Annotated in this window: 1 protein-coding gene; it reads left to right on the forward strand. The window is 63.4% G+C overall.

The window, feature by feature from the left end:
* Positions 1-97: 97 nt before the first annotated feature.
* Entirely contained in the window at positions 98-1,294 is a 1,197-nt protein-coding gene (locus EN853_RS33025; RefSeq protein WP_135861337.1) for an IS256 family transposase, read from the forward strand.
* The last annotated feature ends 46 nt before the right edge of the window (positions 1,295-1,340 follow it).

Consider the following 1,340-nt stretch of genomic DNA (forward strand, 5'->3'; position numbering starts at 1 on the left):
GGTAGTGTGCTGAGAGTTCTGCAAATTCGCTGCGAGAGGGCGGTCATGGCAGGCTGGTGATTGTTCACGTCACCGATTCCCGCGAAGGAACGCCACCATGACCAAGACTGAAGATAAATCCGCCATAGCCGCCGTCAAAGACATTCTGCTTTCGAACCCGGATGGATTGCACGAGGTGATCCGCGCGGTGATGCAGGAGGTGCTCGAGGCCGAGATGGACGAGGCACTGGGTGCTTCGAAGAGCGAACGAACGCCGGAGCGGCTCGGCTATCGCTCTGGCTATTACGGCCGCACCCTTGTCACCCGTGTCGGCAAGCTCGAACTGCGGGTTCCGCAGGACCGGGCTGGTCGCTTCTCCACCGAGCTGTTCGAGCGTTACCAGCGTTCCGAGCGCGCCTTGGTGGCGACGCTGGCCGAGATGTACGTGCAGGGCGTGTCGACCCGCAAGGTCAAGGCGATTACCGAGGAGCTGTGCGGCCATGCCTTCTCGGCCTCGTCGATCTCGGCCATCAACAAGCGGCTGGACGAGAGCCTCGCTGCCTTTGCCAGGCGCCCCCTTCAAGAGCCGTTTCCTTACCTCATCCTCGACGCCCGCTACGAGAAGGTGCGTGAGGCCGGCGTCGTCACGAGCCAGGCGGTGCTGATTGCGGTCGGCATCGACTGGGACGGGCGGCGCCAGATCCTGGCTGTGGAGATGGCCAATCGCGAGAGCCGTTCGGCCTGGAAGGACTTCCTCGTCGCGCTGAAGGCGCGCGGCCTCAAGGGCGTCGAATTGGTCGTGTCCGACGATCACGCCGGCCTGGTCGCGGCAATCGGCGAGGTGATCCCCGAAGCTGCCTGGCAGCGCTGCTACGTGCACTTCCTCAGGAATGCGCTCGATCACCTGCCGAGGAAGCATGGCGACGACTGCCTGCAGGAGCTGCGCTGGCTCTACGACCGGCGCGATCTCGCCGAGGCCAAAGCCGATCTCGCCGCATGGCTGGCCAAATGGTCGGGCCGCTATCCAAGGCTGACGACGTGGGTGGAGGAGACCATCGAGCGCACGCTGACCTTCTTTTGCCTGCCACGCCAGCACCACAAGCATCTCAAGTCCACCAACATGCTCGAACGCCTCAATGAGGAAATCCGCCGGCGCACCTATGTCGTACGCATCTTCCCCAACGCCGAAAGCTGCCTGCGCCTCGTCAGGGCGCTCGCCGTCGAGACCAACGAGAACTGGATGGAGGCCAACCGCTACATCAACATGGACGACCTGCGCGAGCACAAGAAGCTCGCCCTGCGCCAAGCCGCATGACCAGCTTCATGGCCGCCCCTTTTGCAGAACTTGACGCACACAACCG

The sequence above is a fragment of the Mesorhizobium sp. M1C.F.Ca.ET.210.01.1.1 genome (assembly GCF_004791585.1).
Classification (GTDB): domain Bacteria; phylum Pseudomonadota; class Alphaproteobacteria; order Rhizobiales; family Rhizobiaceae; genus Mesorhizobium.

Coding starts and splice junctions, on each gene's coding strand:
- EN853_RS33025 (WP_135861337.1), top strand. CDS start 98: ATGACCAAGACTGAAGATAAATCCGCCATAGCCGCCGTCAAAGACATT.